The following is a 25,209-nucleotide window of genomic DNA, read 5'->3' as shown; positions in this document are numbered from 1 at the left end:
ATGGGATCCACCCGTACGACAGGCGCCCCCACCAAGATCACCCAGGGGTCGCAGACCAAGGGCGGCATCGGCGAGTCGACGCTGCGGCCCGACGGCACCCTGAAGGTCACCGGAGAGTTCGCCTACTCCTCGGACATGTGGCACGAGGACATGCTGTGGGGCCAGGCCCTGCGCTCCACCGTGGCGCACGCCGAGATCGTGTCGATCGACACCTCCGAGGCCCTCGCGATGAGCGGCGTCTACGCCGTCCTGACCTACGACGACCTGCCGGCCGAGATGAAGAACTACGGCCTGGAGATCCAGGACACGCCGGTTCTCGCGCACGGCAAGGTCCGCCACCACGGTGAGCCGGTCGCCCTCGTGGCCGCCGACCACCCGGAGACCGCGCGCCGCGCCGCCGCGAAGATCAAGGTCGAGTACCGGGAGCTGCCGGTCATCACGGACGAGGCGTCCGCGCTCGCTCCCGACGCCGTGCTCGTGCACGAGGGCCGCACCGACAGCCACATGGGCCACGTCCCGCACCCGAACATCGTGCACCGCCAGCCGATCATCCGCGGCAACGCCGACGAGGCCGCCAAGAAGGCCGACGTCATCGTCAAGGGCGAGTACACCTTCGGCATGCAGGACCAGGCCTTCCTCGGCCCGGAGTCCGGCCTCGCGGTGCCGTCCGAGGACGGCGGCGTCGAGCTGTACGTCGCCACCCAGTGGCTGCACTCCGACCTCGAACAGATCGCCCCCGTCCTCGGCCTGCCCGAGGAGAAGGTGCGCATGACGCTCTCCGGCGTCGGCGGTGCCTTCGGCGGTCGCGAGGACATCTCGATGCAGATCCACGCGTGCCTCCTCGCGCTGCGCACGGGCAAGCCGATCAAGATCGTCTACAACCGCTTCGAGTCCTTCTTCGGCCATGTGCACCGCCACCCGGCGAAGCTCACCTACGAGCACGGCGCCACCAAGGACGGCAAGATCACGCACATGAAGTGCCGGATCGTGCTCGACGGCGGCGCCTACGCCTCCGCGTCCCCGGCCGTGGTCGGCAACGCGTCCTCGCTGAGCGTGGGCCCGTACGTGATCGACGACGTCGACATCGAGGCCGTCGCGCTCTACAGCAACAACCCGCCTTGCGGCGCCATGCGCGGCTTCGGCGCGGTCCAGGCGTGCTTCGCCTACGAGGCGCAGATGGACAAGCTCGCCGACAAGCTGGGCATGGACCGGGTCGAGTTCCGGCAGCTCAACGCCATGGAGCAGGGGACCATCATGCCGACCGGGCAGCCGGTCGACTCCCCGGCTCCCGTCGCCGAACTCCTTCGCCGCGTCAAGGAGATGCCGCTGCCGCCCGAGCGCCAGTGGGAGTCCAGCGAGGGCTCCGACGTACGGCAGCTGCCCGGTGGTCTGTCCAACACCACGCACGGCGAGAGCGTCGTACGAGGCATCGGATACGCGGTCGGCATCAAGAACGTCGGCTTCTCCGAGGGTTTCGACGACTACTCGACCGCCAAGGTGCGCATGGAGGTCGTCGGCGGCGAGCCCGTCGCGACCGTGCACACCGCGATGGCCGAGGTCGGCCAGGGCGGTGTCACCGTGCACGCCCAGATCGCCCGCACCGAGCTCGGTGTCACGCAGGTGACCATCCACCCCGCCGACACCCAGGTGGGCTCGGCCGGTTCGACGTCCGCGTCCCGTCAGACGTACGTCACCGGCGGCGCCGTCAAGAACGCCTGCGAGCTGGTGCGCGAGAAGGTCCTTGAGATCGGCCGGCGCAAGATGGGCTCGTACCACCCGGCGTGGGCGACGGCCGAGCTGCTCCTCGAAGGCGGCAAGGTCGTCACCGACGGCGGCGAGGTCCTCGCCGATCTCGTCGACGTACTGGAGGACGAGACCGTCGAGATCGAGGAGGAGTGGCGCCACCGGCCCACCGTCGCCTTCGACCTGGTCACCGGACAGGGCAACGGCCACGTCCAGTACACCTTCGCCGCGCACCGCGCCGTCGTCGAGGTCGACACCGAACTCGGTCTGGTCAAGGTCATCGAACTGGCCTGCGCCCAGGACGTCGGCAAGATGCTCAACCCGCTCTCCGTCGTCGGCCAGATCCAGGGCGGCACGATCCAGGGCATGGGCATCGCGGTCATGGAGGAGATCGTCGTCGACCCCAAGACGGCGAAGGTCAGGAACCCCTCCTTCACGGACTACTTGCTCCCCACCATCCTCGACACGCCGACCATCCCCGTCGACGTGCTCGAACTCGCCGATGAGCACGCCCCGTACGGGCTCCGTGGCATCGGCGAGGCTCCGACCCTTTCGTCGACTCCGGCCGTACTCGCGGCCATTCGGAACGCGACGGGCCTGGAGCTGAACAGGACGCCGGTACGCCCCGAACACCTCACCGGCACCTGATCCCTCCCGGGAGGGGGAGCAGAGAGAAAACTTGGGGGACTTCGTCCCCCAAACCCCCTCCCACAAAAGCCCTCCGGGCGGTGTGTGCCTCCCAGGAACGTCACACTTCCGCTTGCCCGCACCGCCCGGAGATCACAAGTACCGCACCGCTCGCGGTCATTCGCAGTACCCACGCTCTTAGGAGCCCCCGTTCGCCTCGGGCCGTCCCCCGGGTCGTGCAGCCAAACGCACCATCCCAAATCCCGCAGTCTCCACAGGTCGATCCAACCGAACCACCTGTTGCGGGTGCCCCTTTGAACCTTGGGAGTTAGGCACCATGACCCAGCAGTCAACGGAGCCGAAGACAACGGCGGAGGACGCGGGCAACGGCTCGCGTGTTCCGGCCGGCAGGTCTTGGCTCGACCGGTACTTTCACATATCCCTGCGGGAATCCACGGTCGCGCGTGAGGTGCGCGGCGGAATCACCACCTTCATGGCGATGGCGTACATCGTCCTGCTCAACCCCGTCCTCCTGTCCGGCAAGGACGTGGCCGGGGACACCATGGGCCAGAAGGCCCTGGTCACCGCGACGGCGCTCGCCGCGGCGGTCACCACCCTGCTGATGGGCTTCGTCGGCAAGGTGCCGCTCGCCCTCGCCGCCGGACTCTCCGTGTCCGGCGTGATCGCCTCGCAGGTCGCGCCCCAGATGACCTGGCCGCAGGCCATGGGCATGTGTGTGATGTACGGCGCGGTGATCATGCTCCTGGTGGTCACCGGGCTCCGCGAGATGATCATGAACGCCATCCCGCTCGCCCTCAAGCACGGCATCACCATGGGCATCGGCCTGTTCATCGCCATCATCGGCCTGGTCAAGGGCGGTTTCGTCCACCCCGGCAAGGCGACCCCGCTCACGCTCGGTCCCGCCGGTGAACTCGCGGGCTGGCCCGTTTTGCTCTTCGCGGGCACCCTGCTCCTGATCTTCATGCTGCAGGCGCGCAACACCCCCGGCGCGATCCTGATCGGCATCGTCACCGGCACCATCGTGGCCATGGTGCTCAACGCGGCGGGCGTCATCGACCCCAAGCAGTGGGCGAACGGCGCCCCCGAACTGCACGGCAGCGCGGTCTCCACACCAGACTTCTCGCTCCTCGGCGACGTCGAGTTCGGCGGCTGGGGCGACGTCGGCGCGATGACCGTCGGCATGATCGTCTTCACGCTCGTGCTCGCCGGCTTCTTCGACGCGATGGCCACCATCATCGGCGTCGGCACCGAGGCCAAGCTGGCCGACGACAAGGGCCGGATGCCCGGCCTGTCCAAGGCGCTGTTCATCGACGGCGCCGGCGGTGCCATCGGCGGTGTCGCGGGCGGCTCCGGCCAGACCGTGTTCGTCGAGTCGGCGACCGGCGTCGGCGAAGGCGCCCGTACGGGTCTCTCCTCGGTCGTCACCGGCCTGTTCTTCGCGGCCTGCCTCTTCTTCACGCCGGTCACCGCGATCGTGCCGCAGGAAGTCGCTTCCGCCGCCCTCGTCGTCATCGGAGCGATGATGATGATGAACGCCCGGCACGTCGACTGGGCCGACCGCGCCACCGCCATCCCGGTCTTCCTGACCGTCGTGCTCATGCCCTTCACGTACACCATCACGACCGGTGTCGCGGCGGGTGTCATCTCCTGGGTGGCCATCAAGGTCGCGCAGGGCAAGGCCCGCGAGATCGGGGCCTTCATGTGGGGCCTGACGGTGATCTTCATCGTCTACTTCGCCCTCAACCCCATCGAGAGCTGGCTGGGCGTCCACTAGGCGCCAAGCCCTCCACACACCCGTAGAACCTTTGAGGAGGCCGAGATGCTGGACATCGCCGAAGAGCTGAACCGGTGGGTCGAGCAGGGACGTGACTTCGCCGTCGCCACCGTGGTGGCGGTCGGCGGCAGCGCGCCCCGGCAGCCGGGAGCGGCCATGGCCGTCGACTCGGACGGCACGGCAATCGGTTCGGTCTCCGGCGGGTGTGTGGAAGGCGCCGTCTACGACCTGTGTCAGCAGGCCCTCGAAGACGGCGAGAGCGTCGTCGAGCAATTCGGATACAGCGACGAGGACGCCTTCGCCGTGGGCCTGACATGCGGCGGCATCATTGACATCTTGGTCACCCCGGTCCGCGCGGACTCCTCCGCGCGGCCGGTTCTCGCTTCCGCGCTCGCCGTGGCCTCCTTGGGAGAGGCCGCGGCGGTCGCCCGGATCACGTCAGGACCCGCGGAGCTCATGGGCCGCGCCCTTCTCGTACGTTCCGACACCGACGCCGGGTACGAAGGCGGGCTCGGCGGACATCCCGAACTGGACCGCACCGCGGCGGGGGAGGCCCGCGCCATGCTCGACGCGGGACGCACCGGCACCGTCGAGATCGGCGAGGACGGCTCGCGCTGCGGGCAGCCGATCACCCTGCTCGTCGAGTCGAGCGTGCCGCCGCCCCGCATGATCGTGTTCGGGGCCATCGACTTCGCGTCCGCGCTGGTGCGCATGGGCAAGTTCCTCGGCTACCGCGTGACGGTGTGCGACGCGCGCCCCGTCTTCGCGACGAAGACCCGTTTCCCGGACGCCGACGAGATCGTCGTCGAGTGGCCGCACAAGTACCTGGAGCGCACGGAGGTCGACGGGCGGACCGTGCTGTGCGTGCTCACGCACGACGCCAAGTTCGACGTGCCCCTCCTTGAGGCGGCGCTGCGGCTTCCCGTCGCCTACATCGGCGCGATGGGTTCGCGCCGCACCCACGAGGACCGCAACAAGCGGCTGCGCGATGTCGGCGTCACCGAGCTCGAACTGGCCCGTCTGCGCTCGCCCATCGGCCTGGACCTGGGCGCCCGTACGCCGGAGGAGACGGCGCTCTCCATCGCCGCGGAGATCGTCGCGAACCGGCGGGGCGGCAGCGGTGTCTCGCTGACCGGTGCGCACACGCCGATCCACCACGACGGCTCGCGCAAGGCGGCAGGACACATCGGATCCGTCGCCTGACGACGGCTCAATTGTGAAAACCTCCAAAGGTTTTGCTCACGCTCCGCCAGCTTTTCGTCACAAGGAATGGTGGCTGCCCAACGGGCCCACGGAATAGGTTTGTTCCCGAGCGGCAGAGAAAAGGGAATCGAAGGGGTGGGTGTGGCTCTCCAGTTGACGGAAGAACGTTTAGGAAGCAATGAAGAGCTGTTCCTGAGACAGGATGCCGCCTTTATCGAGGCACCCGGCGGTGTGCTGTTGCGGGGGAGTTCCGAGGATTTCTTCCTGAAAGGCGGCTCCGCCTATCGCTGGCTGACGGCGCTCGCCCCCGCACTCTCCCGCGGCTGCACCGAGGAACGGCTGTGCGCCGGCCTCGACGAGGAACGCGCAGCGGCGGTCTCGCGCCTGCTCGGCCAACTGGCGAGCAGCGGCTTCCTGCGGGCGCGCCGGGTCGAGGGCGACGACGTGCTCGACGCGGAAACCTGCGCCGCGTTCGCCGAGCAGATCGCCTTCTTCGCCCACCACACGGACACCCCGAAGGCCGCCTTCCGCACGGTGCGGGACGCCAGGGTGCTGCTGGTCGGGGACGGGCCCTGCGCCGCGTCGGCCGCGCGCCTGCTGCTGCGCAACGGCGTGCGCAGGGTGGCGCTGTGCCGGATCGCCGCCGGCTCCGACGACGCGCAGGGCGCCGTGGCCGGCGTGGAAGGCCTTGAGCTCTACGACGAGCGGGACGGCGCGGCCGTCCGCAGGCGGGCCGCCGCATGGCGCCCCGACGCGCTGCTCGTCCTTCCGTACGGAGTGCCCGGCGCTCTCGCCTCCGACCTCGCCGAACACGCCGGTGAACGGGGGCTGCTGTTCCTCTCCGGCGACGCGAGTTCCGAGCTCCTGCTGCTCGGTCCACTGGTCGGCACGGGAAAGTCCTGCCGGTTCTGCCTGCAGCTCTGGCTCGCCGAGAACGGGACGATAGGCGGTGCTCCCGCAGAGCTGTTTCCCGCTGTATCGGCCGCCGCCGGAAGCGAATTGGCGGCTGAGTTGTTCAAGCAACTCTCAGGCTGTATGGATTCGGAGCTCTCCGGCGGTGTCGTCCTGCGCGATCCGATTTCCCTGGAGAGCGTGCGGGAGCCGCTTGCCGTCCATTTGGACTGCCCCTACTGCATCAAGCAGCAATCCCTCCGTGAATTCACGGAAAGCGTCATGCGATTCGCCGCCGGGGGCGCCGACCTGCCCGTGGAGAGCGCGGAGCGGGCCGCGCACCAGGAGACCGCCGCCGCCCCGAGGCTCGGCCTGCTCGCGGGCTTCGACGACGCGGAGCTGCCGCAACTCCTGGTGAAGATCGGCAGGGCCCGCGTCGGCGGTGCGCCGGGTCCCGACGCGTACGGCTGCAGCTACGACACCCTGGAGGCCGCGCGGACCGACGCGGTCGAACGCCTGGCGCGCCGCGTCGCAGCGGTCCGGCGCACCCCTGTGTTCATGCCGGTCCTCACCGGCAGCCACGGCAGGCTGACGGGCGAGGGCACGGATGCGCTGCCCGCCACCGCGTTCGGCTCGCAGGCGCAGGCGCAGGCGCAGGCGCAGGCGCAGGCGCAGGCGCAGTCATCGTCATTGGCGTCGCCGTCGCCGGGTACGGGCGAGGATCCGGAGGGCAAGGACGCCTGGATTCCCGCCTACTCGCTGAGCCGCCGCGTCGTCACGTGGATTCCGGAGCGGATCGCGTTCGCCCCTGCCCTCGCCGCGGCGGATCCGCACGGCGACATGGCGGCGGGCTACGGCGCGGGCGCGACGTTCGAGGAGACCGCGCTGAACGGCCTGCTCTCCGTGCTGCTCCACGAACGCGTCCGGGCGGCCTGTGCCGGCACGGCGGCGATCCGGCGCCTCGACCCCTCGGCCGCCGGGCAGGTGAGCCGGGAACTGTCGATCCTGCCCTCGCTGCGCCGCCTCGCGGCCGACGTGAGCTTCACCGAAGTCCTTGGGGACGGCCCGGAAAGGGTCGTCGTGGCGCACGCGGAGCCGCTGCGGGACAGCCGCAGGACCGCCGTACGGGTGGCCGCGATCGGCCTGACCCGGACCGATGCGCTGCACCGCGCCGTGCTCGAACTGGCCGGGCTGCTCCAGCTGCCGGCCGAGGGGCCGCGTCTCGACAGCGCCCGGTCGGTCGTCCTGGTGCCGTACGAGGAGTTCCCCGAGGCCCGCGACGAAGCGGCCACGGGGGATGAGGCGGCGGACGGCGGCCTGGCGGGCCTGCTCGCCGCGCTCCGGCGGCGCGGACGCGAGGCCGTCATCGTGCGCACGCTGCCGCCGGCGCCCGCGGCGGGACTGCCCGCCCTGACCGGCCGCGTCCTGCTGACCCACGCGTAGATCCCGACAGATCCCTACGAACTTCCCGGTGCGCGAGCGCCGGGCGGCTTCCGGGGCGTCCCGTCCCGGGAGAAGGCCAACAGAAAGGTACGACGTCATGCAGAACGACCTCGCCGACCTCAGCAGCCTGTCCGTGGAGTCCTTCGAGCTGGAGGCGGTCCCCGCCGAGCTCGTTCCGGAGTCGCTGCACACCGACTGCGTCTTCTGCGGCTGTCACTGCAACCAGGTGCCCGAGAAGAAGTAGCCCTCATGGGCCGTGGCGGCCGGCCGTGCCGCCGGCCGCCACGGCCCTGGCCCCACGGCCACGCCCCCGCCACCTACAAGGAGCGCGCTCAACCCATGGAGATAGTGACGCTGCCCGCCGCCGGGGAACCGGCCGCCGATGTGGCGGCGGTGCGGGACGGGCTCGCGCGGGAGGCGGCCGGCTACGGGCTCACGACGGGCGAACTGCTCGTGGAGATCGGTACGTTGGGCCTGCCCGGCAAGGACGACGCGCCGGCGCAGGCGTCCGCCGCGCACACCGACCGGCTCCGTGTGCCCGTCCTGCTGTACCGGACCACCGCGCTGATCGGCCCCGTACAACACCCCGTCGCCCCCGGCCACGCGCCGGTCCGCCCGTGTGTGGGCTGTCTGCGCCGCCGCTGGCTGCGCCTGCGCAAGGAGCATGAGCGCGAAGCGCTCGAAGCGGACGGTGGCGCGTATGTCGTGGCGGGCGGCACCCCGCTCCTCGCCGAGTTCGGCACACCGCACATCGCGGCCGTCCTCGCCCGGCTGTGCGCGCGGGGCGACGCCCGCGACCCACGGAGAGCCGACATGGCGGACGTCATCGAAGTGGACCTGAGCACAGGGCGGACCACCCGCCACCCGCTGCTCGCGGAGCCCGACTGCCCGCAGTGCGGCCCGGGTTGGCCGGACGCGCCGCCCCAGGCCATCGGTTTTCCCGCCGCTCGGCCGGGCCTCGCACCCGGCAGCTCCCGGCTACGGAGCTGGCGCGACTACGCCCTCCCGAAGAAGGCGCTGGTCAACCCCGTGTGCGGCGTCCTGGGCGCCCTGTCGACCGGATCGTCGCGCGGGGCCGCGGTCAACGCCAACCTCAACGGCACCATGCGCCTCGGCGGGACGCGGACCGAGGGCGTCCCCCTGTACGAGGTGAGCTGGTCGGGGCACTCCCAGTCGTACGCCGAGAGCGAGGCCATGGCGTTCCTCGAAGGCCTCGAGCGGTACGCGGGACAGCACGCCCGCGGCCGCAGGGCAGCGGCCACGGCTTCGCTGAACGAGCTGCGGCGGCTCTCCCTGCCGGCCCTGGACCCGCGGGCGGGCCTTGGGCACGGGCCGGAGTTCTACGCCGCGCGCAGTCCGCACATGGTGCCCTTCACCCCGGATCTGAGCCTGGACTGGCTGTGGGGGCACTCGTTGCGTGACGAGCGGGCCGTCCTCGTACCCGAACAGCTGGCCTTCTACGGGCCGCGCCCGCCCGGTGTGCGCTTCACGACGAGCTCATCCAGCGGGTGCGCCACCGGCAGCTGCCTCGAAGAGGCCGCCCTGTTCGGCCTGTTGGAGCTGATCGAGCGCGACGCGTTTCTGCTCACCTGGTACGGGGCGCAGCAGGTCCAGGCGATCGACCCGCGCGACTGCGGCCGCTCGGGGACGGCCGCTCTGATCGACCGGATGAGCGGCGAGGGCTACGACATCCACCTCTTCGACATGCGGATCGACCTGCCCGTGCCCGCGGTGCTCTGCGTCGCCAAGCGCCGCGTACCGGGCCCGGGTGACGTCGTCTTCTCGGCCGGTGCCGCGCTCGAACCGGCCGACGCCGTGGCATCGGCGGTGGGCGAGGTGTCGTCCCTTGTGGAGAACTTCTCCGCGCGCGTCACCACCGCCGAGAGCGAACTGCGCGCCATGGCCGATGACTACGACAAGGTGCGCACCCTGCACGACCACCTGATGCTCTACGGCCTGCCGGAGATGGCGGACCGTACGGACTTCCTGTTCGGCGCGCGGGAGACCGGGCCGCGGCCCTTGGACGAGGTGTTCGCGGACTGGAACCGCGTCAGGCCGCGGGACGGTGATGTGCGCAGCCAACTCGCCCACTGCGCACGGCTCGTCACCGACGCGGTGGACGGGGAGCTGGCCGTCGTCGACCAGACGCCGCCGGAACAGCTCGGCATCGGAGTGCGCACCGTCGCCGTCATCTCCCAGGGCCTCATCCCCATCGACTTCGGCTGCGACCAGCAACGGGCTCTGCACAGCGAGCGGTTGCGCACCGCCGCTCATCGGGCCGGACTGCGGTCCGCGCCGCTGAGCGACGAAGAGATCCACCGGCACCCGCACCCGTTTCCCTGACGGCACCCGGATCGCCGGCCCGGCGGTGACACCACGAACCATGACTGAACGACCGTCAGGCGGAGGAGAGCGATGGCCCCGGAGGACGCGGCGCAGGCCGTCCTCGACTACGTGCACGCCGTGCGCACGCGCTGGACGGCTCCGATCGCGCCACCGGGATTCGCACCCGACTGGGCCGACCGGCCCGACCCGCACACCTACTACCCGCAGACCGAACGCCAGCCGCTGCCCTTGCACGACCCCCAAGTCCCCGCCGGTGAGGGCCGGTTCGACCTGCCGCTCCTCGGTTCGTTCCTCCATCTCTCCGCCGGGGTGCTGTCCCGCCGCTGGCAGATCGACTGGAGCCCCGACGTCGCGGGCTCGACGACACTGACCGGGGCCCGCTGGGGCCGTGGCACCCCGTCCGGGGGCGGCGCCTACCCCCTGGAGCTGTATGTGGCGGCGGGCCCGTCGGCGCCGATGTCCTCCGGGATCCATCACTACGCCTCGGGGCTGCACGCGCTGGAGCGGGTCGCCGCCGGGAACCCCGTGCCGGAGATCGCCGGAGCCCTGCGCCCGGGGCGCCCCGAAGGGACCGACGCGTACCTGCTCTGCGCGCTGCGCTTCTGGAAGTCGGCGTACAAGTACAACAACTTCGCCTACCACCTGATGCTGCACGACCTGGGTGCCTTCCTCGGCTCATGGGGTGCGCTGGGGCAGCAGTACGGTGTCGTGGGCGACCCGTGCCTCGCCTTCGACGACCGGGCGCTCGCCCGGATGCTGGGCCTGGACCCCCGCGAGGGCGGTGTGCTGGCGGTCCTTCCGCTCTCCTGGGCCGCCCGGCCGTCCGGGAGCCCGCTCCGGTGCGACGATCACCGGGCCCGCCCCGTCAGAAGCGCCCCTCGCGAACGCTCCCGCGAGACCCGCGAGTTCCCTCTGGTGAGCGCCGTGCACGAGGCGACGTCGGTCAACTGGTCTTTGGGAACGGCTCAGTTGGACGAATCGCCGCCGGATCCCCCGGCAGACGCGGTGCCGTTGGACAGCGCCGACTCGCACACCGGCCCCGTCCCCGTCGCGGACGCCCTGGCCCGCAGGGCATCGGCGAACGGACGCTTCAACGGCGGCCGCCCGGTGCCCATTTCGGACCTGGGTGAGGCGCTGCGGGCGGCGTCGCACGGGCTCGGGGGCACGCGTGGAGGCGTGCGTCTGCGGCTCGCGGCCCGTCGCGTGGCCGGTCTCGAAGCCGGTGTGTACGACTACCACCCCGAACGGCACGCCCTGGTGCCGGTGGCGGACGCCACGGCACTGGACGACCGGGTCTACGCCCTGCCCAACTACTCGGTGGGTCAGGCCGCCGTGACCGTGGTCTCCCACTGGCAGCCGGAGCGCGCCGTCGCACGGGCCGGTCCTCGGGCCTACCGGTACGCGGCCGTCGCCGCGGGCGCGGCCGCCCAGCGGCTGCAACTGGCCGCCACCCGGGCCGGGTTGGCCTCCGGCATCGTGCTCGGCTTCCAAGGGCCCGTGCTCGAAGACGCCATCGGGCTCACGGCGGAGGGCCGGCACGGCCTGCTGTGCGTCTTCCTGGGCCACCACCAGGAGGGCATCGCACGCCTGGACGACCGCCTGTACTGACTGACGTCGACCGCCGCGCCGACGCCCCCCTGACCACGCCTGACCGGGAGCACCCCTTTGTCCTCGCCATCGCCCACGTCGTCGCCCCGCCCGCACATCGCCCGCCCCGCGGACGGCTACCTGCGTGACCCGCACCTGCACGACGGCCTGCTGACCTTCGTCGCCGAGCAGGACGTGTGGACCGTGCCGCTCGGCGGTGGCCGGGCGTGGCGCGCCAGCGCGGAGCGGGAACCCGCCCGGCATCCGCGCATCAGCCCCGACGGCCGGCTGCTCGCGTGGACGGCGTGGCGCGACGGCGCGCCCGAGGCCGTCGTCGCCCCGGTCGACGGCGGTGTCCCCGTCCGGGTCACGCACTGGGCCAACTCCCGTACGCGGGTGCTCGGTTGGGTCTCTCCCGAGGAACTCCTCGTGGTGACCGCGGCCGGGGAGCGCGCCACGCGAAGGACCTGGGCCTGGGCGGTTCCCCTCGACGGCGGCCCCGCGAGGCGGCTGCCCTACGGCCCGGTCTCCGGGGTGGCGCACGGACCGGCGGGCGCCGTCCTCGTACAGACCCCCTCGATGTTCGGTGAGGCCGCGTTCTGGAAGCGGTACCGGGGCGGCACCACCGGCCGGCTGTGGATCGACCGGGCGGGGGACGGCGAGTTCGCCCGGGTCCATCCGGACATCGACGGCAACATCGAGTGCCCGCTGTGGGTCGGCGGCCGCATCGCCTTCCTCTCCGACCACGAGGACAACGGCCGGCTCTGGTCGAGCCTGCCCGACGGCGGTGATCTGCGCCGTCACACGGCACATCCCTTCGCCACGCGCAACGCCACCACGGACGGCACCCGCGTCGTCTATCAGAGCGGTGGCGAGCTGTGGCTGCTGCCCGGCCTCGGCCCGGATCAGGAGGCCGTACGCGTCGACGTCGCCCTCGGCAGTCCGGGCGCAGGGCGCGTGCCGTACACCGTCACCGGAAGCGAGGCGCTCGAGGGCTTCGACGCCGACCGGACCGGCGAGGGCGTGGTGGTCACGACGAGCGGCTCGGCGCAGTGGCTCGGCGGACCGGACGAGCCCGCGCGGGAGCTGGCCGCGGAGCCGGGCACCCGGGCCAGGCTGCCCCGCGTCCTCGGCGACTCCGGCAGGGTCGCCTGCGTCGTGGTCGTGGACGGCCACGAGGCGATCGAGGTGAGCACGCCGCGGGCGGTCTCCGGCAGCAAGGCGGCATCGCACCGGTTCGGTGCCGGGCGCCTTGGCCGGGTGCGGGAACTCGTGGCGGCGCCCGACGGCGGCTCGCTCGCGCTTGCCGCCCACGACGGCCGCGTCCTCGTGGTGCGCGTCGACTCCGGTGAGGTGACCGAGGTGGACCGCACCGACGGCGGGGAGGTCACCGACGTGGTCTTCTCGCCGGACTCGCGGTGGCTCGCCTGGTCACATCCGTACCCCAACAAGGTGCGCCAGATCAGACTCGCGCACCTGGAGGACGGAGCGGTGGTGCGGGCGACCGAGCCGCGGTTCAGCGACCGCTCGCCCGCGTTCACCGCGGACGGGCGCCATCTGGCCTTCCTGTCCGAGCGGAACTTCGAAACGACCCCGCAGGCACACCTGTTGGGACCGGCGTTCGCGGCGGGCACCCGGCTCTGCCTCCTGCCCCTTGCCGCTGACACACCGTCACCCTTCTCGCCGCACGACCCGCGCCCCGCTCCGGACCCTGACGGCGCCGGGACGCGGCTCGACCCGGAGGCCATCGCCGAGCGGGTGGAGGTCTTCCCCGTACCCGCGGGAGACCTCATCGACCTGCGCGCGGCCGACGGCGGCGTGCTGTGGATCCGCAAGAACCCCAGCGGCGACTGGCTCGCGGACCGCGGCACGCTGATGCGCTGGGACTTCGCGGCGGGCCGCGCGAGCGAGATCCGGGCGGACGTCGACGAGTACACCGTGACCGGAGACGGCCGGCGGGTCCTTGCCAGGACCGGTTCGGCGCTGTCCCTGCTGCCCGCCGACCGGCCCGCGGCGCCGGGCGAGGCGAAGGACGTCGACCTGGACCGGGTGCGCGTCCGGGTCGATCCGCCCGCGCGCTGGGCCCAGGGCTTCGACGAGGACGGCGGTCTCATCCGCGACGTCTACGTACGCGCCGACATGGGAGGCGTCGACTGGGACGCCGTGCTCGAACGGTACCGGCCGCTGGTGCGGCGGCTCGGCTGCTACGACGACTTCATCGACCTGCTCTGGGAGGTGCACGGAGAGCTCGGCTGCTCCCACGCCTACGTCACCGAACGCCCGGCGCCGCACCGGGAACGGCGTGCCCAGGGCCTGCTCGGCGCCGACCTGACGCGGGACGCGGACGGGACCTGGCGGGTGGGCCGGGTGCCGCGCGGCGACGCCTCGGTGGAGGGAGCGGTGTCCCCGCTGCGGGCACCCGGCGTCGGCGTACGCGAGGGCGACGCGGTCCTGGAGGTCGACGGCGTGCCCGTCACGCCCGACCGGAGCCCCGCCGTCCTCCTCGCGGGCCGGGCGGGTCTGGCCACCCGGCTGACCGTGCGCCCCGGGCCGGGCGGTGAGCCACGGACCGTGGTGGTCGTCCCGCTGCGTGACGAGGCGGCGTTGCGGTACCACGACTGGGTGGCCTCCCGCCGCGAGCTGGTCGCCGACGCGTCGGGCGGGCGGCTCGGCTATCTGCACATCCCGGACATGCTGGGGTCGGGGTGGGCGCAGTTCCACCGCGACCTGCGCACCGAGTTCGACCGCGAGGGCGTCGTGGTGGACCTCCGGGAGAACACCGGCGGCTATCTCTCCGAGCTCGTCGTCGAGACGCTCGCGCGCCGCGTACTCGGCTGGCGCGTCACCCGCGGCGGCTCCGCGCTGAGCTACCCCTCGCTGTCCCCGCGGGGCCCGGTCGTCGTGGTCACCGACGAGTTCACGGGCTCCGACGGCGATGTCGCCGTGGCCGCGGTCCGTGCCCTTGACGTCGGCCCCGTCGTCGGCAACCGCACCTGGGGCGGGGTGAACGTGATGGACTGGAACTTCTCCCTGGGCGACGGCACCGGACTGATCCTCCCGCGTGAGGCGTACTGGTTCGCGCGGGACGGCTGGCAGCTGGAGAACAGGGGAGTCGCGCCGGACATCGAGGTGACGTGCACGCCCGGGGACCTGGTCGCAGGGCGGGACCGCCATCTGGAGGAGGCGGTCCGCGCCGGGCTCGACCGGCTCGCCGGACATCGCGTCGCGTCGCCGCCGCCCCCGGCGTGGTGACTTCCGCTGCACCTTCCGTCGCCCCTGCTACCTTGCGTCACAAATCGTTCGCCTTGTGTCGCAATGGGAGCATCTGTGAAGGTCGCCTGCGTCGGCGGCGGACCCGCCGCCCTGTACCTCTCGATCCTGCTCAAGCGGCAGGACCCGTCCCACGACATCACCGTCCATGAGCGCAACCCCGCCGGGTCCACCTACGGCTGGGGGGTGACCTACTGGGGCGGCCTGCTCGACAAGCTCCGGGCCGGTGACCCCGAGTCCGCGCACGCCGTCGTCGAGCACTCGGTCCGCTGGAGCGACGGCATCGCGCACGTGGGGGACCGCACGACCGTGCACCACGGCGACGAGGGCTTCGGCATCGGCCGCCACCGGCTGCTCGACATCCTCACCCGGCGGGCCCGGTCCCTCGGCGTACGCGTCGAGTTCGAGAGCGAGATCACGGCCGCCGACATGGTCTCCTACGCCGATCTGGTCGTCGCGGGCGACGGCGTACACAGCGGTCTTCGCGAGCGGCACGCCGGGCACTTCGGCACCGAGGTCGCGGTCGGCCGCAACAAGTACATCTGGCTCGGCACCAGCAAGGTCTTCGACTCCTTCACCTTCGCCTTCGTCGAGACAGCGCACGGCTGGATCTGGTGCTACGGCTACCGGTTCAGCGACGAGCGGAGCACCTGTGTCGTCGAGTGCTCCCCGGAGACCTGGACCGGCCTCGGTCTGCACGAGGCGAGCGAGGCCGAGAGCCTGGCCCTCCTGGAACGGCTCTTCGCGGGGCCGCTCGACGGGCACCGCCTGATCGGCAGGGCGCAGGGCGACGGCAGCGCGCAGTGGCTCAACTTCCGCACCCTGACCAACCGGACGTGGCACCGCGACAACCTCGTCCTGCTCGGCGACGCCGCGCACACCACGCACTACTCGATCGGCGCCGGCACCACCCTCGCCCTGGAGGACGCCCTCGCCCTGGCGGCGGCCCTGCGCGGGAGCCCGCTCCTCGAACCCGCCCTGGACGCCTATGGGCGCGAGCGGAGGTCGGCACTGTTCTCCGTCCAGAGCGCGGCCCGCTACAGCGCCCAGTGGTACGAGAACCTGCCGCGCTACATCCGCCTCGACCCGCCCCAGATGTTCGCACTCCTGGGCCAGCGCCACTCGCCCCTGCTTCCGCACATCCCGCCGCAGCTCTACTACCGAATCGACCGCGCGGCCGAGCAGTTGGAGCCGCTGCGGAGGATGAAGCGGTGGCTGGGGCCGAGGGTGGCGCGGACGCTGCACGCCCGTACGCGGGCGTCGCGCCAGTAGTCCCGCCCTCTCCTCACACGCCGGGCGGGCTGACATCTCCGTCGGACCGGGGCGGCGGAGACTTCAGCAGCCCGGTCACCGCCCGCCCGAACATCCACCGCGCCGCCGGCCTCAACGCCCCGTCGCAGAAGGCCGGCAGCCACCGCACCCGCAGGGCCTCGCGCCAGGCGATGCGCGAACCGGTGGCCCCGGGTCGGGGGGACACCTCGATCTCCGCCCAGCCCGTCACGAACGACCCCCGCTTCTCAAGCCGGCACAGGCCCGCGCCGCCGTCCGGGCCCGGCGGGCGCCACACCACGACCTGCATGACGTCGTCGAATCCGATGCGGCCGAGCCCCGTGCGCGCGACGAACACCGTCCCCTCGCCCGTCGGCGGGGGCGTTCTGACGACGACCCGCGTCAGCGGGACCACATCGCCGTGCCGCTCCCACGCGGTGAGCCGCCGCCAGACCTCGTGGGTGGGCAGGGGCGATTCCTTGTCGATCCGGAAGAGAGCCACCCGCCGATCCTGCCAGGCGGCGGGCTAGCGATAGACCTTCCCCGGCTCCGCCTTGCCCGGCGCGAGCAGCTGCGGGACGGTCACGAAGACGAAGCCCCGCTTCTTCAGGCCGTCGATGATGCCCGGCACCGCGGGCACCGTGCCCTTGTAGATGTCGTGCAGCAGGATGATGCCGTCCCGCTCGGTCTGGTCGAGGACGCGCTTCTTGATCAGCGCGGAGTCGTTCGTCGTGTAGTCCTTGGCGGTGACGCTCCAGAGGATTTCCGAGAGGCCCTCCTCGCGGGAGATCTTGTTCACCTCGTCGTTGGTGCGCCCCTGCGGCGGGCGCATCAGCGTCGGCTTGTGGCCGATCAGCTTCTCTATCGCCTCGTTGGGCCTGCGCAGCTCCTCGCGCGCCTCGTCGGGATCGATGTCGGTGAGGATCTTGTGCGACCAGGTGTGGCTCGCGACCTCGTGCCCCTCGGCGTCCATGCGCTTCACGAGCTCGGGGTACTTGGCTATGTGGTTCTTGCCGAGCGTGAAGAAGGTGGCGGGCACCTTCTCGTCCTTGAGGATGTCGAGCAGCTTCGCCGAGTTCTCGCTCGGCCCGGCGTCGAAGGTCAGCGCGACGCACTTGGCCCTGCTGCAGTCGACCGTCCCCAGCTTCACCTGGTTCGCGGAGTTCGCGGCCGCGCCGCCGTCGCGGACGGTGCTGGGCGAGGTCGTCTCCAGCTTGGTGCACCCCGTGAGGGCCATGGCGAGGCCCAGGGCGGCCACCGTCGTAAAGGTGGTGGTTGAAAGCAACCGGGGGGCACGTCTCTTCATCTTGCTTTTCGAAGCGGGCATGCGATGACTATACATAGCGTGTATACATCGAGTGCATAGTAGGTCGAGGGTGGGCGAGGTGAGCGCCCCCGAAGGGGCGCGGGGCTGTGACATATGCGGCTCCGCCGCGTGGGCGCGACCAGCCACGACGCGCCCACGGACGAGGCCGGCACTTCCCCGCGCGGAGCGCTCAGCGACCGGCGGTCAGTCCACCCATCCAGCTCTCCACAGCGGCAGCGTCCCGCGGCAGGCCCGCCGACAGGTTCTCGTTGCCGTCGGCGGTGACCAGGATGTCGTCCTCGATGCGGACCCCGATGCCGCGGTACTCCTCGGGCACGGTGAGATCGTCCGCCTGGAAGTACAGGCCGGGCTCGACGGTCAGCACCATCCCCGCTTCGAGTACGCCGCCCACGTACTCCTCGGTGCGCGCCTGGGCGCAGTCGTGGACGTCGAGGCCGAGCATGTGGCCGGTGCCCGCCATGGTGAAGCGGCGCTGCAGGCCCAGTTCGAAGACCCGGTCCGGGTCGCCGTCAAGCAGGCCCCACTCGACGAGGCGGTGCGCGAGATGCCGCTGCGCCGCGTCGTGGAAGTCGCGGTAGGCGGCGCCAGGCTTCACCGCGGCGATGCCCGCCTCCTGCGCCTCGTACACCGCGTCGTAGATCTTGCGCTGGAGCGGCGTGAAGGTGCCGTCGATGGGGAGGGTCCTGGTGACATCGGCGGTGTAGAGGGAGTGGGTCTCCACGCCCGCGTCCAGGAGCAGGAGTTCACCGGGACGCACCGGTCCGTCGTTCTCCTGCCAGTGCATGATCGTCGCGTGCTCGCCCGCCGCGCAGATCGATCCGTACCCGATGTGGTTGCCCTCCAGGCGGGCTCGGCGGAAGAAGGTGCCCTCGATCCAGCGCTCCGACGTGGCGATCGCGGTCGCCAACTCCCTTACGACATCGGTGAATCCGCGCACCGTGGAGTCCACGGCCTTGCGCAGCTCGCCGATCTCCCAGTCGTCCTTGATCAGGCGAAGCTCCGAGAGCGCCTCGTCGAGCTCGGCGTCGCGCCGCTCGTCGGTCGTCACCGCCGCTTCGAGCGCCGGGTCGTGGCCGCGCACGATGCGGGTCGGCACGGTGGATTCCGCCAGCTCGGCGGGGGCGTCGCGAACGTCGCGGCAGGGCAGGCCGAGCAGCAGCTCGGACTCGGCGAGGCTGCGCCTGCGGCCCATCCACAGCTCGGCCGTCATGCCGGTCCAGAACTCGTCGCTGTCCCGGCCGTCGCGGGGGAGCTGGTACAGGTGCGCGTCGTGGCCGCCGCCGGGGCGCGGTTCGAGGACGAGGGCGCAGTCCCTCGCCTGGTCGCCGGTCATGTGGACGTACGCGGAGTAGGGGCGGAAGGGGTAATGGCTGTCGTTCGAGCGGATCTTGAGGTTTCCGGAGGGGATCACGAGGCGCTCGCCCGGGAAGCGTGCGGACAGGGCGGCGCGGCGGCGGGCGGCGTGCGCGGACTGCTCGGCCGGGCGCAGGTCGCGCTGCTCGGTGTCGGCCCAGCCCGTTCTCATCAGGGCGGAGAGTTCTTCGGAGATGGCGGGGTAGAGGCCGTTCTTGCGCCCCTCGGGCCTGGGTGCGGGCTTCGTGGAATCGGTCATCTGGTTCACCTTTCCTGCCAGGTGTGGATCTCGTCCGACTGTTCGCTCGCCACAGCCGTCCTGCCACCGTAGATACCCTTGGCCCATAAGGGAATATGTGACATAGTACTGATGTGACCAAGCGGCTGACCTGCGATGTTGTGGTTGTCGGCGCCGGGATGGTGGGCGCTGCCTGTGCGCTGTACGCGGCGCGTGCCGGGCTGTCCGTCGTTCTGGTGGACCGCGGTCCTGTGGCCGGCGGCACGACCGGATCGGGCGAGGGGAATGTGCTCGTCTCCGACAAGGAGCCGGGGCCCGAGCTTGAACTCGCCCTGCTCTCCGGCCGGTTGTGGGCCGAGCTCGCCGCCGAGCCCGGCCTTGGCGCGGGCATCGAGTTCGAGGCCAAGGGTGGCGTCGTCGTGGCCTCGTCCGGCGAAGGGCTCGCGGCGCTCGGGGAGTTCGCCGCCGGGCAGCGGGCGGCCGGGGTCGACGCGCGTGCCGTCGCGGCCGATGAGCTGCGCGCACTTGAACCGCACCTCGCTCCCGACGCCGTCGGCGGCGTTCACTATCCCCAGGACAGCCAGGTGATGCCGACCCTCGCTGCCGCCCAACTGGTGCGCATCGCACGGTCGTTGGGCGCTGAACTGCGAACCGGCTGGACCGTCACCGCCGTGCTGCGCGGCGCGGACGGCGCGGTGCGCGGTGTCCGCACCGACCAGGGGGAGATCCACGCCCCGGCGGTCGTGAACGCCGCGGGCACCTGGGGCGGCGAGCTCGCCGCCCTCGCGGGAGTGCGCCTCCCCGTCCTGCCCCGGCGCGGCTTCGTCCTGGTCACCGAGCCGCTGCCACGCATGGTCCGGCACAAGGTGTACGCCGCTGACTACGTGGCCGATGTGGCCAGCGGATCCGCCGCGCTGCAGACCTCACCGGTGGTCGAGGGGACGGCGGCGGGGCCGGTCCTGATCGGGGCGAGCCGTGAACGGGTCGGCTTCGACCGGAGCTTCTCGCTGCCCGTCATGCGGGCCCTCGCGGCGGGCGCGACCCGGCTCTTCCCGTTCCTGGAGAACATCCGCGCGATGCGCGCCTACGTAGGCTTCCGCCCCTACCTGCCCGACCACCTGCCCGCCATCGGACCGGACGCGCGGATGCCGGGGCTGTTCCACGCGTGCGGGCACGAGGGCGCGGGCATCGGACTGGCCACGGGGACGGGGCACTTGATCGCTCAGGTGCTGGGTGGGGTGAGTCCGGACCTTGGGCTCGGCCCGTTCCGGCCGGAGCGATTTGGGGAGGGGGTTTCGTGAGGGTGCGTGTCGTGCCGTTGGGTCGGGTCCGGGCGCGCTTGGGGGTGGCGGGTGGCGGCGTCTGCGTCCGCTTGGGGCTGGCGGGTGACGTCCGGTCGGCGGCGGCACGGGGCATCGGGCTGGCCGTGGGTGCGGGGTGCTTGATTGCCGAGGTGGTCGGTGGGGTGCGTCTGGACTTTGGGTTCGGCTCGTTCCGGTCCGATCGGTTTGGCGAGGGGGTTTCGTGAGCGTGCGTGTCATGCCGTTGGGCCGGGACCGTGCCCGCCTGGGGCTGGCGGGTGGCACCGTCTCCGTCCGCTTGGGGCCGGCGGGGGCGGGGCGCTTGACCGCTGAGGTGCTGGGTGGGGTGCGTCTGGACCTTGCCTCGGCTCGTTCCGGTCCGATCGATTTGCCGAGGAGGCTTTGTGAGTAAGCGCGTTACCCCTATCGACCTGGTCCGCGCCCGCCCCGGGGCGGCGTACACCGTCACGTTCGACGGCCGCGAGCTTCCCGCTCTGCCCGGTCAGACCGTCGCCGCCGCGCTGTGGTCGGCCGGCGTCGCCGCCTGGCGCACCACGCGGGGCGGCGGAGAACCGCGGGGCGTGTTCTGCGGGATCGGCGTCTGCTTCGACTGCCTGGTCACCGTCAACGGCCGCCCCAATCAACGCGCTTGCCTCGTGCCCGTCGCGCCCGGCGACGAGATCCGCAGCCAGGACGGGACCGGCCGCTCCGACACGGGCGAGGCGCGATGAACCTCGCCGTCATCGGCGCCGGTCCCGCCGGTCTCGCCGCCGCACTCGCCGCCGCGGACCGGGGTATTCGCGTACGCCTCGTCGACTCGGCCGCGCAGCCGGGCGGACAGTTCTACCGGCAGCCTCCCCTCGCCTTCGGCGCCCGGCGCCCGCAGGAGCTGCACCACCAGTGGCGGACGTGGCAGCGGCTGCGGGACGGGCTTGCGAGGCATGTCGAGGCGGGGCGCGTCACGCATCTGGTGGAGCATCATGTGTGGTTTGTGGAGCGCCAGTTGGAGCCGTCCGGCTTCACCGTGCACGCTCTGCTCGGGCCGGAGCAGGAAGAGCCCGCGACCGTGCGCGCCGACGCCGTGCTGATCGCCACCGGCGGATACGAGAAGGTCCTGCCGTTCCCCGGCTGGACGCTGCCCGGCGTGGTCACCGCCGGCGGTGCGCAGGCCATGCTCAAGGGTGGCCTCGTGCTCCCCGGACGCACCGCCGTGGTCGCCGGAACGGGACCGCTGCTCATGCCGGTCGCCGTCGGTCTCGCCGCCGCCGGGGCCGACGTCGCGGCGCTGGTCGAGTCCGCGGGGCCGAAGGACTTCGCCCGGCACGCCGCGACCTTCGCCGCCCACCCGGCCAAGCTTGCCGAGGGTGCCTCGTATGCGGCCGAACTGCTGTGCCACCGTGTGCCGTTGCTGCCGCACCACACCGTCGTCGAGGCGCACGGCAAGGACAGGATCGAGGCGGTGACCGTCGCCGCGCTCGACCCTGCGGGGCGGGTCGAGGCGGGCACCGAGCGGTGCATCCCCTGCGACACGCTGGCCGTGGGGCACGGCATGCTGCCGCACACCGACATCGCCGAGGCGCTCGGCTGCCGGATCGTCGGACCGGGGGTCGCCGTCGACGCCGAGCAGCGCACCGACGTGCCCGGCGTCTGGGCCGCCGGTGAGAGCACCGGCATCGGCGGCGCCGCCCTCTCCCTCGCCGAGGGGCACATCGCGGGACGCTCCGCCGCCGCCCGGCTCCGGGGGCGGGCGCCCGACCCTCGCTCGTGGGCGGCGGCGGCCAAGTCCCGTACCAGAGCACGGCAGTTCGCCGCCGCCGTCGAGGCCGTGTACGCGCCGCCCGCACACTGGGCCGAGCTGCTGCGGGACGACACCCTCGTCTGCCGCTGCGAGGAGGTCCCCGCGTCGGCGGTCCGCGAGGCCGTCGACGAACTCGGGGCGACGGACGCGCGGAGCGTGAAGCTCCTGACCCGCGCCGGCATGGGCTGGTGCCAGGGCCGGATGTGCGCGGCGGCCGTCGACGGGCTGACGGGCTGCGATGCGACGTCCGCGCGCAGACCGTTCGCCCGGCCGGTGCCGCTGGGGGTCCTCGCCCGGGCGGGCGACGACGAGCCCGACTCAGGCCCGCCGGGGTGACCGCCGCTGAACCCGGCCGATGGCACACCGCCCCTGCCCCGGCCGAGGGGCGGCGGTTGCCCCGGCTCTGGTCGAACGGCGGTGACCGCCCCGGTTCTGGCCGATGGTGCGACGTCCCTGACTCGGCCGATGGCTATGGCCGCCGTGGTTTTGGTCGATGGTGCGACGCCCCTGGCCCGGCCGATGGCGATGGCCGCCTTGGTTCTGGCCGATGGCGCGACGCCCTCGACCGTGGCCGACGGTGGTGGTTGTCCCGGTTCTGGTCGAACGGCGGTGGCGCCGCTCTGGTTCCGGCCGACGGCGCGACGCCCCTGCCCTGGCCGACGGTGTCCGTTGCCCCGCCCCTGGTCGACGGCGATCACCGCCCCGGCACCGGCCGACGACACGACGCCCCCTGCCCCTGGCCGACGGCGATCACCGCCCCGGCACCGGCCGACGACACGACGCCCCCCCGCCCCTGGCCGACGGCGGTGGCCGCCCCGCCTCCCGGCCGACGGCGGTGGCTGCCCCCGCCTCCCCGGCCGACGGCACCGACGCCCTCGCCCGCACCGAACCGCCCCGCGCGGAACCGCACGGCACACGGCACCGACGCCCCGCCCCCGTACCGAACCGCCCCGCACCCCACAGAACCGCACGGCACCAAGAGAGGACCACGCACATGAGCACGCCCACCACGCCCACCACACCCGTCACCGCCACCCGGCATCGCCCCTGGCACGGCATCCTCGTCGCCACCGCCCTCCCGTTGAACGACGATCTCTCCGTGAACTACCGCAAGTTCGCCGAGCACTGCGTCTGGCTCGTCGAGAACGGCTGTGACGGTGTCGTGCCCAACGGGTCGCTCGGTGAGTACCAGGTCCTCACCCCGGAGGAGCGCGCCAAGGTCGTGGAGACCGCCGTCGCGGCGGTCGGCGGGGAGCGCGTGATGCCCGGCGTCGCCGCCTACGGGTCCGCCGAGGCGCGCCGGTGGGCCGAGCAGGCCAAGGACGCCGGGTGCGCGTCCGTGATGCTGCTGCCGCCGAACGCCTACCGCGCCGACGAGCGCTCCGTCATCGCCCACTACGCGGAGGTCGCCGAAGCGGGCATCCCGGTCGTGGCGTACAACAACCCCATCGACACCAAGGTCGACCTGCAGCCCGAGCTCCTCGCGAAGCTGCACGCGGAGGGATACGTACACGCCGTCAAGGAGTTCTCCGGCGACGTCCGCCGCGCCTATCGCATCGCCGAACTCGCCCCGGAGCTCGACCTGTTGGTCGGTGCCGATGATGTGCTCCTCGAACTCGCCGTGGCCGGCGCCAAGGGGTGGGTCGCCGGTTACCCGAACGCGCTGCCCGCCGCCTCCGTCGAGCTCTACCGCACCGCCGTGACCGGAGACCTTGTCGCGGCACGGGAGCTGTACCGGGAGCTTCACCCGCTCCTGCGCTGGGACTCGCAGTCCGAGTTCGTGCAGGCCATCAAGTTGTCCATGGACATCGTCGGGCGGCACGGCGGCCCCTGCCGTCCGCCCCGCGCGGCGCTGCTTCCGGAGCAGGAGAAGGCGGTGCGCCTCGCCACCGAGCGGGCCGCCGCCGCAGGCCTCGCCTGATCCGCCTTCCCCGTACCGCTCACGTATCACGTATCACGTACGAAAGGCTTCCGACATGCGCAGCAAACTCGTCCTGCACGCCGTCGACTCGCACACCGAGGGCATGCCGACGCGGGTGATCACCGGCGGCATCGGCACCGTCCCCGGCGCGACGATGAACGAGCGCAGGCTGTACTTCCGCGAGCACCGCGACGACATCAAGCAGCTCCTGATGAACGAGCCGCGCGGGCACTCCGCGATGAGCGGCGCGATCCTCCAGCCGCCGACCCGGCCCGACTGCGACTACGGCGTCATCTACATCGAGGTCTCCGGCTATCTGCCGATGTGCGGGCACGGCACCATCGGCGTCGCCACCGTCCTCGTCGAGACCGGCATGGTCGAGGTGATTGAGCCGGTCACCACGATCCGTTTGGACACCCCGGCCGGTCTCGTCGTCGCCGAGGTCGCCGTCGAGGGCGGCGCCGCGAAGGCCGTCACGTTGAAGAACGTGCCGTCCTTCGCCGTCGGTCTCGACCGCAAGATCACCCTGCCGGATGGTCGTTCGGTGACGTATGACCTGGCCTACGGCGGCAACTTCTACGCGATCCTGCCCATGGAACAGTTCGGGCTTCCCTTCGAGCGTGGGCGCAAGGACGAGATCCTCGCCGCCGGGCTCGCGTTGATGGATGCCATCAATGCCGAGGGCGAGCCGGTGCACCCGGAGGACCCCTCCATCCGCGGCTGCCACCACGTCCACCTCTACGCACCCGGCGCCACCGCCCGCCACTCACGGCACGCGATGGCGATCCACCCCGGCTGGTTCGACCGCTCGCCGTGCGGCACCGGCACGAGCGCGCGCATGGCCCAGCTGCACGCGCGCGGCGAACTGCCCCTGGACACCGAGTTCATCAACGAGTCCTTCATCGGTACGCGGTTCAGCGGGCGCCTGCTGGGGACGACCGAAGTGGCGGGCATCCCCGCCGTGCTGCCCAGCTTCACCGGGCGCGCATGGGTGACGGGCACCGCCCAGTACCTGCTCGACCCGGACGATCCCTTCCCCGCGGGATTCGTGCTGTAGGGGGTTGGGATACTCGTGGGACGTGACATTGCACCCGCGT

Annotated in this window: 17 protein-coding genes; 14 read left to right on the top strand and 3 right to left on the bottom strand. The window is 72.0% G+C overall.

Annotation, left to right across the window (positions count from 1 at the left end; all coding sequences use genetic code 11):
* From AB0G47_RS07460 to AB0G47_RS07420, 9 genes are all read left to right on the top strand, one after another.
* Positions 1–2,391 (top strand): molybdopterin cofactor-binding domain-containing protein, encoded by a 2,391-nt coding sequence (locus AB0G47_RS07460; RefSeq protein WP_360765061.1) that lies wholly within the window; start codon positions 1–3, stop codon positions 2,389–2,391.
* A gap of 316 nt (positions 2,392–2,707) precedes the next feature.
* The gene (locus AB0G47_RS07455) at positions 2,708–4,165 is read left to right on the top strand and encodes an NCS2 family permease (protein WP_360765058.1); all 1,458 of its coding nucleotides are present in this window, start codon (positions 2,708–2,710) and stop codon (positions 4,163–4,165) included.
* A 45-nt stretch (positions 4,166–4,210) separates the two neighbouring features.
* The gene (locus AB0G47_RS07450) at positions 4,211–5,368 is read left to right on the top strand and encodes an XdhC/CoxI family protein (protein ID WP_360765056.1); all 1,158 of its coding nucleotides are present in this window, start codon (positions 4,211–4,213) and stop codon (positions 5,366–5,368) included.
* Positions 5,369–5,509: 141 nt separating this feature from the next.
* A complete protein-coding gene (locus AB0G47_RS07445) occupies positions 5,510–7,702 on the top strand; it encodes a hypothetical protein (protein WP_360765053.1) in 2,193 nt (730 codons plus the stop codon).
* 97 nt (positions 7,703–7,799) lie between these two features.
* On the top strand, positions 7,800–7,946 hold the full coding sequence (locus AB0G47_RS07440) for a hypothetical protein (protein WP_266871709.1): 147 nt from the start codon (positions 7,800–7,802) through the stop codon (positions 7,944–7,946).
* A 95-nt stretch (positions 7,947–8,041) separates the two neighbouring features.
* Positions 8,042–10,045 (top strand): TOMM precursor leader peptide-binding protein, encoded by a 2,004-nt coding sequence (locus AB0G47_RS07435; protein WP_360765050.1) that lies wholly within the window; start codon positions 8,042–8,044, stop codon positions 10,043–10,045.
* A 72-nt stretch (positions 10,046–10,117) separates the two neighbouring features.
* A complete protein-coding gene (locus AB0G47_RS07430; protein ID WP_360765048.1) occupies positions 10,118–11,656 on the top strand; it encodes a nitroreductase family protein in 1,539 nt (512 codons plus the stop codon).
* A gap of 57 nt (positions 11,657–11,713) precedes the next feature.
* On the top strand, positions 11,714–14,887 hold the full coding sequence (locus tag AB0G47_RS07425) for a S41 family peptidase (protein ID WP_360765047.1): 3,174 nt from the start codon (positions 11,714–11,716) through the stop codon (positions 14,885–14,887).
* 63 nt (positions 14,888–14,950) lie between these two features.
* The gene (locus AB0G47_RS07420; RefSeq protein ID WP_360765044.1) at positions 14,951–16,177 is read left to right on the top strand and encodes an FAD-dependent monooxygenase; all 1,227 of its coding nucleotides are present in this window, start codon (positions 14,951–14,953) and stop codon (positions 16,175–16,177) included.
* A 13-nt stretch (positions 16,178–16,190) separates the two neighbouring features.
* Here the strand turns inward: AB0G47_RS07420 and AB0G47_RS07415 are convergent, their stop codons facing one another.
* The 3 genes from AB0G47_RS07415 to AB0G47_RS07405 form a co-directional block, all read right to left on the bottom strand.
* Complete coding sequence (locus AB0G47_RS07415; protein WP_360765041.1) at positions 16,191–16,676, bottom strand: SRPBCC family protein; 486 nt, start codon at positions 16,674–16,676, stop codon at positions 16,191–16,193.
* Positions 16,677–16,700: 24 nt separating this feature from the next.
* On the bottom strand, positions 16,701–17,480 hold the full coding sequence (locus AB0G47_RS07410) for a polysaccharide deacetylase family protein (RefSeq protein ID WP_360765163.1): 780 nt from the start codon (positions 17,478–17,480) through the stop codon (positions 16,701–16,703).
* A gap of 190 nt (positions 17,481–17,670) precedes the next feature.
* Positions 17,671–19,113: an aminopeptidase P family protein gene (locus tag AB0G47_RS07405; RefSeq protein WP_360765039.1), complete on the bottom strand. Its 1,443-nt coding sequence runs from the start codon at positions 19,111–19,113 to the stop codon at positions 17,671–17,673.
* Between the two features lie 113 nt (positions 19,114–19,226).
* Here AB0G47_RS07405 and AB0G47_RS07400 point away from each other — a divergent pair, with 113 nt between their 5' ends.
* The 5 genes from AB0G47_RS07400 to AB0G47_RS07380 all read left to right on the top strand — a co-directional run bounded on the left by AB0G47_RS07400 (position 19,227) and on the right by AB0G47_RS07380 (position 25,169).
* On the top strand, positions 19,227–20,393 hold the full coding sequence (locus tag AB0G47_RS07400) for an FAD-dependent oxidoreductase (RefSeq protein ID WP_360765037.1): 1,167 nt from the start codon (positions 19,227–19,229) through the stop codon (positions 20,391–20,393).
* A gap of 404 nt (positions 20,394–20,797) precedes the next feature.
* Positions 20,798–21,124, top strand: coding sequence for a (2Fe-2S)-binding protein (locus AB0G47_RS07395; RefSeq protein WP_360765034.1), 327 nt, complete (start codon positions 20,798–20,800; stop codon positions 21,122–21,124).
* Positions 21,121–22,527: an FAD-dependent oxidoreductase gene (locus AB0G47_RS07390; RefSeq protein WP_360765031.1), complete on the top strand. Its 1,407-nt coding sequence runs from the start codon at positions 21,121–21,123 to the stop codon at positions 22,525–22,527. The genes AB0G47_RS07395 and AB0G47_RS07390 overlap by 4 nt, the downstream gene beginning before the upstream one ends.
* Positions 22,528–23,185: 658 nt before the next feature.
* Positions 23,186–24,112, top strand: a complete 927-nt coding sequence (locus tag AB0G47_RS07385; RefSeq protein ID WP_360765028.1) for a dihydrodipicolinate synthase family protein — start codon at positions 23,186–23,188, stop codon at positions 24,110–24,112.
* Between the two features lie 55 nt (positions 24,113–24,167).
* Positions 24,168–25,169: a proline racemase family protein gene (locus tag AB0G47_RS07380; RefSeq protein ID WP_360765026.1), complete on the top strand. Its 1,002-nt coding sequence runs from the start codon at positions 24,168–24,170 to the stop codon at positions 25,167–25,169.
* Positions 25,170–25,209 lie beyond the last annotated feature (40 nt).

It is taken from the genome of Streptomyces sp. NPDC021622 (genome assembly GCF_040640795.1).
GTDB lineage: Bacteria > Actinomycetota > Actinomycetes > Streptomycetales > Streptomycetaceae > Streptomyces.
Note: the sequence above shows the minus strand (reverse complement) of the source record. Positions and strands in the feature narration are given on the sequence as shown.

Excerpts from the sequence above, each read along its gene's own strand:
- AB0G47_RS07410 (WP_360765163.1), bottom strand. The coding sequence starts at position 17,480 with ATGAAGAGACGTGCCCCCCGGTTGCTTTCAACCACCACCTTTACGACG.
- AB0G47_RS07435 (WP_360765050.1), top strand. The coding sequence starts at position 8,042 with ATGGAGATAGTGACGCTGCCCGCCGCCGGGGAACCGGCCGCCGATGTG.
- AB0G47_RS07450 (WP_360765056.1), top strand. The coding sequence starts at position 4,211 with ATGCTGGACATCGCCGAAGAGCTGAACCGGTGGGTCGAGCAGGGACGT.
- AB0G47_RS07430 (WP_360765048.1), top strand. The coding sequence starts at position 10,118 with ATGGCCCCGGAGGACGCGGCGCAGGCCGTCCTCGACTACGTGCACGCC.
- AB0G47_RS07385 (WP_360765028.1), top strand. The coding sequence starts at position 23,186 with ATGAGCACGCCCACCACGCCCACCACACCCGTCACCGCCACCCGGCAT.
- AB0G47_RS07405 (WP_360765039.1), bottom strand. The coding sequence starts at position 19,113 with ATGACCGATTCCACGAAGCCCGCACCCAGGCCCGAGGGGCGCAAGAAC.
- AB0G47_RS07380 (WP_360765026.1), top strand. The coding sequence starts at position 24,168 with ATGCGCAGCAAACTCGTCCTGCACGCCGTCGACTCGCACACCGAGGGC.
- AB0G47_RS07455 (WP_360765058.1), top strand. The coding sequence starts at position 2,708 with ATGACCCAGCAGTCAACGGAGCCGAAGACAACGGCGGAGGACGCGGGC.
- AB0G47_RS07460 (WP_360765061.1), top strand. The coding sequence starts at position 1 with ATGGGATCCACCCGTACGACAGGCGCCCCCACCAAGATCACCCAGGGG.
- AB0G47_RS07420 (WP_360765044.1), top strand. The coding sequence starts at position 14,951 with ATGGGAGCATCTGTGAAGGTCGCCTGCGTCGGCGGCGGACCCGCCGCC.
- AB0G47_RS07390 (WP_360765031.1), top strand. The coding sequence starts at position 21,121 with ATGAACCTCGCCGTCATCGGCGCCGGTCCCGCCGGTCTCGCCGCCGCA.
- AB0G47_RS07440 (WP_266871709.1), top strand. The coding sequence starts at position 7,800 with ATGCAGAACGACCTCGCCGACCTCAGCAGCCTGTCCGTGGAGTCCTTC.